Raw genomic sequence first — 8,260 nt, forward strand, 5'->3', positions numbered from 1 at the left:
TTGTTGATACCAGTTCTGGTTATTGGAAGACGTAATGAGCAGTTGGTAGGTACGCAGATTGGTGACCAGGGTACCGGATGTCGTCAGCCCGGGTTGGGTGGGTTTCAGAAAAACATTCCCCGGTGCATCGGCGGAAATCCATTGTTTGGTATTTCCCAGGATAAGCATTTCCATGACCTCACCAGGGCTCAGCCGCAAGTCGGTGACCATGTGCGGTTGTGTTTTGATATGGAACACATCCTGCGGACTGTAATCGAAATGCACGACATGGCGGCTGTCGGGTGAAAAGATAGGAATAGCCCCTTGTGCGTAGGCGATGGGTATGGTGCCCAGTGACAGCGCTGTCAGTACCAGTAAACGGGTACCGATTCTGCTCGGTTTCCGCGCGGCGGCAGGGGTTTTGCGAGAAGCGAAAAGAGAATGGCGCATAATCATGTTTTCCTCTTACGACGGGTTTTGAAGGCTGCGGGTGCAGACAAATTCATCGACATAAAAGCCGATAGGATCCTGATAGGCTTGCGAAACCGTAGTTGGCGGAATCAGCGTGTAGGAAAGGGTGCAATTCCAGAGTCGTACCGTATTATTGCCGCTGTGGTGATGGAGGTTTTGCTGGACACGAATAAACAGGTTGCCGTTACCCATGAAGCTGGTACTGAGAATGGAGGCCGTCGCGTAGAATCCGGGATGGGCTTCCATGCGGGCGATGGGCTGATGGACATGCTCCCATTGTTTGATTTCTTTAGTGCCATCGTGCGTGGTTTGCAAATAATCATGGGTGATGTATTTCATGGTCAGGGCAGGGTTGATGGTAAAAAGATCCCGCAACCATTTCGCCGCGAAATACTGAATCTGCAGTTGGGATGGGGTGTAGGCTCGGGTAATTTCAATCGGGCGGCTGATGGGTTCGCCGGTTTTGGGATTGACAGGCACTGTCCAGGGCACATCCACATGTCGGGGAATCAGTAAGATGATGGTCCAACTGAGGGAGATAAAAGCCAGCAGAATCAGTAAAAAGAGCACGAACATGCGATTTCTTTCTACGATGGGTTTGCCATAGGCTTCATACCATAAGCCTTTAACCGCTTCGGTGCGGTGTGTCGCTGGGATGTTCTCCGGTTCTTTCGCCAAAATCGGCCCCTGTATTGGATGAAAATTGCTGATGAGCCAATATAGGGGGATGTCCAGTCAAATGGTGTGTAATAAAGCGGGTATTTTTCGCGTTATTTCTGATGCAGTAGGGTATTTGCAGTGAATAGCCGCGTTTTGCGGGATCAATTTGATCTCTTGATCGGTTTTTTGTATATAACCGATATCGTTTTGTCCATGCTGGTGACGGCGTGAATGCAGAGTGTGCTCTGGGCGCGCTTTGTTTGCTACAGATCCAGGAGCCAACAAGAGGTCGTTTCTAAGCATGGTAGAATGATCGCATAATGACCAGCCAAAGCAGAGAAGTTATTGTCATGTACGGCTATTGTTTGGGGTTCATCAAGGCACGAAACAAGGAGATTGAATCAACATGAATGTAAAAATTGCTCATATCGCCGCCATCTTTACGGTTCTGGCTCTTGCCGGATGTGCCAACAACGGACCTGACGGCGGGCACAGTGAAAAATGGTACGAGAAGCATACAGCGGACATGCGCGCAGAAAACAAATGGTGTGCAGGCCAATCCCTTGACACCCAAATGCATAGTAAGTCTTGTACGCAAGCTGAAAGGGCAGCATCCAACATCATTAGCCAAAAAGAACATCAATCATATCTGAATACAATCAAATCCATAGATAAAGGAATAGCAGCCTTGCCGAAAGAGGCACAGCAAGGCGAAGCACAGATGCGTGCATATAATAATTGCCTTGAAAATGGTGGTAATTTTGCTAGCTGCGATAAAACTGGAGATAAAAAATCAGGATAATTCCCTATTGCTCAAAGGCTATCCACTAATGCTGCGTTTGGATGTGATAAAGCGCAATGGACCTGTGCTTTTTGACGTTAACAAAATGCTGTGTGAAGACTGCTTGGTGTTTGAAGAATGCGGCTGCATGCGAGGGCAGATTGGTAATCGCGGGATCAATTTGTTCTCTTGATCGTTTTTGCGGGACAAAAAAAGGGGCCGAAGCCCCTTTCTCTCACACGACTGCTTAGTGCAGCGTGTGGCGAGAATCGCGTTGTTCTGCGAGGTTGATGACCTTGCCAGCGCGCATAAATGCGGGGGTTTCGGTCATGGTTTTTTCCTGTTCAGGCGTCAACACATTACCGCCAGAGGCAGGGGTTTCGGCAGGCTGCACAGGGGCTTTCGCCGCTGCTTTGGCCTTTTTCCATTTGCTCACTTGAACGATGGTTGCTTTGGCTCCCTTGACGGAGGCCTTGCTAACGACTGCAGTCCCAGCAACAAGGCGTGGAGCAGTCCAAGCGGCGGCCTTACCTACTGCTTTCGCAGCGGTAGCAGCCTTGGACGGACCTGCCTTGGGAGCAGGGGCTGGTGCGGCCGGTTGTACGCCGGCTTGTTCCGCCTTGAGGCGGGTGATTTCAGCATGAGCCTTTGCGATGCTGGCTTCATGACCAGTTTTTTTCGCAGATATAAATCCGCGTATAGTTAAAAACACTCCCGCCCAAAAGACGAGTCCTAAAACAATACCCATAACACCAATAGATACCATTGCCATAATTACACTCCTTTCGAAAGGAGGAACTATCTCCCAATCGGGAGGATAGTCCCGATTGGGAAGGCAAACAGGAGCGACCTGCTTGCGAAAATTTCCAGTGTAACGCCCTGGACGGTCACCCTCGAAGAAAGTCGAGAGAGCTTGGAGTGCTTAGCTTGGCATGGGCCAATCCTACTTTTGGTTTTATTAAGTGCCTTTTTTTCGTGTTATTCTGTTTGAGTAGTAGGGATGAATAAGTAAGGAGCTTGAACTATGGCATTAGAATGTCCAACTTGCGGAAGCCAGGAAGTGCGTAGAGCATCTCTGGCCTATGAAATGGGGGTACAAAAAACTCGGAATAAAACCCTGGGCGGTGGAGTGGCGCTCTCTATGGTCGGTCCTATCGTTGGTGTAGGAGGTGCAGTATCACGGGGCCGGAATACTTCGCTTTTTGCAGAACGCTTTGAACCACCCAAAAAGGTCAGGCCGTTTATGAGGACTTTTTTGACGTTTCTGATTGGAGTACCTTTGTATTGCTTTGCCGTACTGATTGGTCTCTCTATTGGGTCGAATTTCTCGATTTTGTTGTCAGGGGGGTTCGGTTTGTTTTGTCTGTTCGTGTTGCCGTTTATCATTTTTTTGGTTTCAGTTCAGAAGAACAGGGACACAGAAAGAAAGATGCAGGACTGGAGCCGCCTTTTTGTGTGTGAGCGGTGCGGCGAGGTCTTTGAACCAAAACAATTTTCACAGAAAAGAGGCGATCGTCCCGAATATCAGTAGGAACCCCCCTATGATAAACAGATTAGGGAAATCCTGGACCAAAGAAACAATATTCCAAAGAATGATCCCTGGTATGGTTTTTCCCTCTTCGTCTATATGCACTTCATTAATACGTTCTGGATAAGGGAATTTCAATCTAGTGTGCAACGCATTGGAAACACATCGTATGTCTTTCCTGTTTTTCATATGATTTATAAAATTTTCCATCATTTCCCTCGTATTTCAGCGTAGGTGAACAATGCCGCCCAAGACTAACACTATGGGATGGGGCTTTGGTTTTGACAAGCGCCGGTGTACTGGTACCCACTTTATTTGATGACCAGAGACACTAAATTTTAACCGCCCGCAGCCTTCTTAGCCATGTTCACAGCAAAGTTTGCGCCATTCATACCGCTGATGCTGACGCTGCCACCTATAGCGTGTGCAAACTCGTGCGTTTTCAGAAGAGCAAAAACAGCAACTATTTCCAGGATGATAAGTTCTATAACCACAACAAAATTGATGCTGCCAGATGCTATCACGCTGAGCACGGCATGGCCCCCATGGCCTGTTTGAGAGGTCATACTGGAAAAGTAAGAACCCATAGCCGTTTCCATAAAACCAACGATAACCGTACTCACCATGAGGTAAATGCCACTCATGATCAGCATCTTTAACCATCCTTCGAATAGTGGTCTTGTAACTGGCAAAACCAAAAACGGAATAAACACAGGACCTACAGCTATGGCTATACCTGCAACTATTTGATAGCCAAGATAAATAACAACAAATATAACCATTAATAATATGAAAATTCCGCCTGAAATACCAATAACAACCACGTCCAGTAAAAGGTTCCATACGATGCTAAAGAAATGTGTAATATCTCCGATAAGACCTCCAGGGAATGGTACATCTAGGACCGATATCATTTCTTTCATCATGGAGATGAAATTTGCGCCAAATCCATAAAAGAGTTGGATAAAGACTTCCTGGTTACCTTTTGCACCAATGAGGACACCAGCCGCGTATTTAAATCCAATAATCACTGCATTTGTCAGGTTGTCGTAATCCTTAAGTAGCCAAAATGTGAAACCTACCGTGAACAATAATGAAAACAAAGGGCGTAGACCCATATGCCAGATATCGGCTTGGGAGAGCATGATCATAATGCCCAACCAGACCAGTGCGATTCCACCGAGTATCGCAGTAGTATATTCTGCCGTGCCAATATACCGGTTCGCCATAGTATCACCATCTTTCATGATGTTTTCAATCAGAGAAACAAAAATGGTGGATTTTGGGATGGATATATTTTTTAAATCATTTTTGACGTATGTACTGTCTGCCGCACTTTTCCCCTTGTTTTCGATGATTAATATTTCTTTTTTCATTGATTTCTGACATTGTGGTAATTCAGGATTTTGCGCACACTCATAAGTTTCTGCATAAGATTGAATAGAGAAAAAAAACATCATTATCGAAAATAATGATAGAATAATTTTTTTGTAAGTAGTTGTTGTCATGAATTATTATCTCCAGTTTTATCGCAAGTGATAAAATTGCCACCATTTTCCAGGCAGTCATTATAGGTTCGCATAGCTGCTTCACCTTGTTGGACTTCATTGGGTATGGCTGCAAGACCATTGTTTGCTGAATTAATTGCGTCTAGATTGGATTTGTATGAAATTTTACTGTTGACATTGGCTACTTGTTCCTCATTCTCGCTCAGCGCGCGCCGTTTGCTGGCCGCCATCTGCGCGCTATTAATATCCTGCAATAAAATCTGATTTTGCTGCTCAATGGTATTCAGCTCCTTCGCCATTTCCACCTGTCCACTGGTGTTCCCATCTATGGCGCTTGCTTCATTGGATTGCGCCTCAATCTCTGGCGCCAGTTTATCCACAGCCCGCATGGAGTTGGCGGCTTCCTGAAGTGTCGCCCGAGTTTGCGCCGCTGTGTTGGTTTGTGCGGTTTCCACCGTGTTCAGATAGTCTTCCGGTGTGAGGGAAGAGTTCAGGATATCCAGATTCTGCTGCTCGACGGTTTGCTGGATATTGGCGAGGTTCCCATAGAGATCTTCGTATTCATTTTTGAGCCCCATCACCTCCTCATAATTGTATTCCATTTGCTGGATAGGTGTGGTTATTTTGGAGATCTCCCGAGACGGTAATGTGGCCAGATTCTGCAAATCGGTCATGTATCCGTTGAGCGTATTGATCTGCGTTTGCACCGAAGATAAGGCGGTAGTGACATCCTTGGCATAGGTTTGCAATTGGGTCACTTCCTGGACGATCTGTTCCGGAAGGGTTGCGCCGATGATGGATGTGGCATTCGCTGTGCCCGGGATCAAATTGATCCCAACAAACCCAGCCGCCCATAAGGCCCGACGTAGTGATTTAGCCAAGACGTTGCGCTTCTTGAACATATCGTGCTCTCCACTCCGGGTCTCCGGATTTTTGCCACCGTTTAAATATATCCCTGGCCGCCGAATCTGAACGCAAATAAGCCAGTGTTTCCCGATCGAAAGTAGATTGTATCACCTTGGGAATACCGTTTTGGATGACATAATAGTCCCTTTTTGGCGTTAATTTCTGAAGCTCTTCTACCTGGTAAGGGTCAATCTGAAAATTCTTCCGATAAAAGTCCTTGAACGTAGAAGCTTTGGGATGTGGTAAGAGAATCAGCGTCGGGACATTATCAATAATTGACGAAAAAGATGCACTGTTCTGGCTCTCGAATGCAGACTGTGTAGCCATGACGACAATAACGTTTTTCTTTGCCAATCGTTTCAGCCACTGTTTTAAGCGGTCTGAGAAAACCGGGTCTTCAAAAGCAAACCAGGATTCCTCCAGATAGATCAGAGTTGGGCTGCCATCCAGTGATTTTTCGATGCGGTGAAATATATAGCTCAAAAAAGCCCGCGCGGGCGCTTTGAGCTCCATATTCGTGACCTCATCCATCGCAATGGTCGTATATCGGGAAAGCTGGAATTTGTCCTCTTTCGCGGAAAAGAACTTGGCCCATATCCCCGTTGTCCAGATGGCCAGACGGTTGCGCAGGGCAGGGGCCTGGGGGCCGGTAAAGTGTTCCCCCAATACGCTCAAGCGCCGGAATTCTTCGGGTACGGCCATCATGCGTTGTACGCAGGCCGCCAGTTCAATGCTTTCCTCACTGTTGAGGGGTTCTTTGGTGGACAGTAATTGCTCCAGCCATTGGCCCAACCACTCTACATCGCTGGCGGTTTCGAGATTCTGGATGGGGTTGAGGGGCATCCCTTCCTCGCTGGCATAATCCATGTACACCCCGCCATTTTGCAGGCAGGTAATCAGGTTGCTTTGATCTTTATCAAAAACAAAAACCCGGGACCGTGGGTAACGCATCCACTGGCTAATCAGGAAATTGACGAAGGCGGATTTACCGGAGCGGCTGGGGCCGGCGACCAAGGTATGCCCCAGATCCGCGACATGGAAATTAAAATCAAAGGTGGCTTGTTCTTTGGTTTCAAATTTAGCCAGTGCCGGGATCGGGGTGTTGAGTTGCTCGCTGAGGTAATCGTTTTGCGGGCGCCCGGTATAGATGCCGTGGACAGGAATCAAATCTGCAATGGGGCTACCGGTCAAAAATATCCAGCGTACCGGAAGTGCCCATTGCCCGGGGAGTGTTCCGGCCCAGGCCGAAAGGGCATGGATGTGTTCGCGTAGGGGCGTGAATTCCTTCTCGGTGAGGGCCTTGTAGACCTCATCCACCTGTTCGTTGAGCGGAGACGTTTTATCGCCGTACACCAAAATGGAGATATTGGTATAGGCAGCAAGGGCGTTGCCGGTGGCAAAACTCTTAATGGCCTGACTGGTTTGCCCGGAGCGCACATCCGCATCGTCGTTAATATTTTCCGTCTCTTGTTCGGTGATGGCCTCACCGGCAGCAGAGAGAATGTTTTTTCGGGTGTTGTTGTAAAAACTGCGGAATTTTTTCATGTAATTTTTCGCCGCATTGACGTCCGTCATACGCAAGGCAAAACTGAGTGTCCATTCCGCATCCACCTGATACAGCACATCCAGCATGCCCGGCTGGGTATGTTCCGGGTAAGCCTCGGGTTCGCCCTTAATGGAGAACACCGCTACATCCTTGGTCTGTGTCGGGCCGGAAAAATGCAGGGCATCTTCCGTGACCTGCAGGGTGTCCATCCCCAAATAACTATCCAGCAAGGCATATCGGGGTAAAGCGATAGGGCGGGGATCGGGTTCTGTGGGCGTGACCATCTGATTCAGAAAACCCCACAAGTCCTTTTCCTGCAAGCGTTTGAAGCTTCCCATAGCGGTGACGCTGTTCTCCATGAGATGCACGATTTTTTCCAGTTGCATGGACTGGTTTTCCAAATGCTCACCCAAAGCGGCATCCATCGCTTTAAAACCCAGGCTGGTCTTGAAGGTGGTGGCCATGCTGGCGATGACGCTGGGATGCTTTTGATAGGCCGCTTTAAAGGTTTCCACAAATTTCCCAGGACCAGAGGGTGGCAGGACCAGAACCGACAGAAAATGGCGATGACGGTAATGATTTTTGCTTGTGAAATGTTCGTAGTAGCTATGAGCAATAGCATCGGCCACAGTCTCTCCGGTTTCTGGAACCGGGATGCTTTCTTTGCGTCGGGTGTGAGTAAACCAAAGATAAATATCATCGCGCCGGAGCTTCATGAGCATGCGCTCCATGGCCTCCGCATTGACATTGACCTCTTCAGGTGAAATGCCGTCGTAGTCCTTGGAGAAATACTCCACAACCGCGAGCAACCCCCGATCTTTGCACAGCACCGTTTGATGGTCCCACGGGGCCAGCCAGGGGATAATCTCTGCCAGTGAATG

At 48.0% G+C, this 8,260-nt stretch carries 8 protein-coding genes; 2 read left to right on the plus strand and 6 right to left on the minus strand.

Translation table 11 applies throughout. The features are described 5' to 3' along the window. Both AC2VLY_RS15470 and AC2VLY_RS15475 read right to left on the minus strand, forming a co-directional pair. Positions 1–429: TrbG/VirB9 family P-type conjugative transfer protein (locus tag AC2VLY_RS15470; protein ID WP_486893015.1), on the minus strand; the 429-nt coding region annotated here is incomplete at its 3' end. A gap of 15 nt (positions 430–444) precedes the next feature. Next, positions 445–1,128 (minus strand): VirB8 family type IV secretion system protein, encoded by a 684-nt coding sequence (locus AC2VLY_RS15475; RefSeq protein ID WP_142086204.1) that lies wholly within the window; start codon positions 1,126–1,128, stop codon positions 445–447. Positions 1,129–1,516: 388 nt separating this feature from the next. Between AC2VLY_RS15475 and AC2VLY_RS15480 the strand changes: the two genes are divergently transcribed. Continuing rightward, entirely contained in the window at positions 1,517–1,912 is a 396-nt protein-coding gene (locus AC2VLY_RS15480; RefSeq protein ID WP_142086202.1) for a hypothetical protein, read from the plus strand. A gap of 226 nt (positions 1,913–2,138) precedes the next feature. Here the strand turns inward: AC2VLY_RS15480 and AC2VLY_RS15485 are convergent, their stop codons facing one another. Beyond that, entirely contained in the window at positions 2,139–2,663 is a 525-nt protein-coding gene (locus tag AC2VLY_RS15485) for a hypothetical protein (RefSeq protein ID WP_142086200.1), read from the minus strand. Between the two features lie 252 nt (positions 2,664–2,915). Here AC2VLY_RS15485 and AC2VLY_RS15490 point away from each other — a divergent pair, with 252 nt between their 5' ends. Continuing rightward, positions 2,916–3,422 carry a hypothetical protein gene (locus AC2VLY_RS15490; RefSeq protein ID WP_142086199.1) on the plus strand — a complete coding sequence of 169 codons (507 nt, stop codon included), beginning with the start codon at positions 2,916–2,918 and terminating at the stop codon, positions 3,420–3,422. A gap of 335 nt (positions 3,423–3,757) precedes the next feature. Here AC2VLY_RS15490 and AC2VLY_RS15495 read toward each other — a convergent pair whose 3' ends face one another. The 3 genes from AC2VLY_RS15495 to AC2VLY_RS15505 form a co-directional block, all read right to left on the minus strand. Continuing rightward, the gene (locus AC2VLY_RS15495; protein WP_319609544.1) at positions 3,758–4,927 is read right to left on the minus strand and encodes a type IV secretion system protein; all 1,170 of its coding nucleotides are present in this window, start codon (positions 4,925–4,927) and stop codon (positions 3,758–3,760) included. After that, complete coding sequence (locus tag AC2VLY_RS15500; protein WP_319609545.1) at positions 4,924–5,829, minus strand: coiled-coil domain-containing protein; 906 nt, start codon at positions 5,827–5,829, stop codon at positions 4,924–4,926. Before AC2VLY_RS15500 ends, AC2VLY_RS15495 begins: the two co-directional genes overlap by 4 nt. After that, the coding region (locus AC2VLY_RS15505; protein ID WP_486922585.1) for a VirB4 family type IV secretion system protein at positions 5,801–8,260 on the minus strand (2,460 nt) is incomplete at its 5' end. The genes AC2VLY_RS15500 and AC2VLY_RS15505, both read right to left, overlap by 29 nt.

The sequence above is a fragment of the Acidithiobacillus sp. TH-A36 genome, assembly GCF_057473445.1.